The following is a 2,039-nucleotide window of genomic DNA, read 5'->3' as shown; positions in this document are numbered from 1 at the left end:
ACTTCGGCACGGGCGAGCTGACGGTGCCCGCCGGTGCGGCGCGCGGCCGCCGCCGCGGTCACCTGCGTCCCTCCGAAGACACCGGGTCCCCGACCCGCCACTCCCCCGGCCCGGCGGCCTGAGACGATGCGGACCTTGCGGACGCCCGACGACCGGATCTAGCGCACCCGCAGCCGCAGGCTGTTCGCGACCACCACCGCGGACGACAGCCCCATCAGGGCACTGGCGGGTAGCGGTCCGATCACGCCCGTCGCAGCGAGCGGGATCGCGAACACGTTGTAGCCCAGCGACCACGCGAGGTTCTCGACGACGATCCGGTGCAGGCGCTGGGACAGCGCGATCACCCGGGGGACGGCGCGCAGGTCGGCGCCGGTCAGCGCCATATCGGAGGCGTCGACCACTGCGGCGGGGCGGGCGGAGAACGTGATCCCGAGGTCGGCGGCGCGCAGTGCCGGCTCGTCTCCCATGCCGTCGCCCACCAGCGCCACCCGGTGCCCCAGGGCCTGCAGCTGTCGGACGATGTCGACCTTCGCCTCGGGGCCGGCCTCGCCGAGTACCTCGGTGATTCCGGCGGTGTCGGCGGTGTGCTGCGCCGCGTACGGGTTGTCGCCGGTCACCAGCACCGTACGGACGCCCCCGGCACGCAGTTCGGCGACAGCCGAGGCGGCGGAGGACTCGACGTGGTCCGCCAGAGCGATAGCCCCCACGGGCCGACCCAGGTCGGGGCCCAGCGCGATGAACACGACGGTCTCTCCGGCCGCCTCGCGGTCGCGTCGGAACCGCCGCAGCAGCTCGTCCGCCCGGGTGGGGAACGTACGCGGCGCCGCGACCTTGACCGTGGTTCCGTCGACGTCCCGGGTGACGCCGCCCTCGGGTAGCGCAGCGAGTCGTACCGCGGTCGTCCGGCCGGCACCGTCGACCCCGACGCCCCCGATCCCGGCACCATCGGCCCCGGCCGCGGCGATCCCGCGGGCGACGGGGTGCGTGTAGCCCGCCTCGGCGGCGGCGGCGAGCCGCAGCACGTCGTCGGCGGGGACTCCGGCCGCACAGACCCCCGTGACCTGCGGGGCGCCCGCCGTGAGCGTGCCCGTCTTATCGAACACGACCGCGGTGACGCCGCGCGCGTCCTCGAACGCCCGATGCCCGCGCGGGTACGCGCCGAGGCGGGCGGCCGCCCCGCTCGCGACCATCACGGCGAGCGGGATCGCGAGGCCCACGGCGCAGGGACACGCGACCACCAGGACCGCGACCGCGTGGCGCACGGCCGCCATGGGCGACCCGAACAGGCCCCACCACACCGCGGCGGTGGCCACCGCGGCCACGGCCACGACCGGCACGAACACCGCGACCGCCCGCTGCGCCAGGCGCTCCGCCGCGGTGGACAGCGAACGCGGCGCGGTCATGACGTCGGCGGCGTGCGCGTAGCCGTCGTATGCCGGCCGCGAGTCCGCTGCCACGACCAACTCGCCGAGCAGTACGGTCGCACCCGCAGGAACACGCTGACCCGCGGCGACAGCGCGTACCTCGGGCCTGCCGGTCAGGACCGTCACGTCGATCTCCGCGGCGCCGCCTACCACGATGCCGTCGGCGGGCACCACCGCGCGTGTCCCCACCTCGAACCGCGTTCCCGGGTCGATCGCCGCGAGCGCGCGCGGCACCCGCCGGGTGAGAGCCGACTGGATCCAGCCGATCGCGCCGCGCCGCAGCCAGCGGCCCGCCAGCACGACGGCGGTGATCCCGGCGGCGACGCCCACGAAGTCGGGCGACACCACGGCGCAGCCACCGGCCGCGACGACCGCCCCGGCGACCAGCAGGTCCATGGTGGCGATGCGCTGCCGGATCCCGGACGCCGCGCCCCGCAGCAGCGGCCACGCGCACCACGCCACCACGATCGCGAGACCGATCCAGGACAGCACGGACACCGCAGGCGCCACGCCGGGCGAGGTACGCGGCGTCGCGAGCGGCACGATCCACGCGAGCAGGTACACGGCGAACGCGACCGCGGCGCGCAGGCCCGGCCGGTCGCGCGGCTCGGGCGG

Annotated in this window: 1 protein-coding gene; it reads right to left on the bottom strand. The window is 76.3% G+C overall.

What is annotated here, in order from left to right:
• Positions 1-158: 158 nt before the first annotated feature.
• Positions 159-2,039 (bottom strand): heavy metal translocating P-type ATPase (locus tag ABD908_RS27180; protein ID WP_345001998.1); only part of this gene is annotated, 1,881 nt, incomplete at its 5' end.

This window comes from Tsukamurella soli (genome assembly GCF_039541155.1).
Classification (GTDB): domain Bacteria; phylum Actinomycetota; class Actinomycetes; order Mycobacteriales; family Mycobacteriaceae; genus Tsukamurella; species Tsukamurella soli.
Note: the sequence above shows the minus strand (reverse complement) of the source record. Positions and strands in the feature narration are given on the sequence as shown.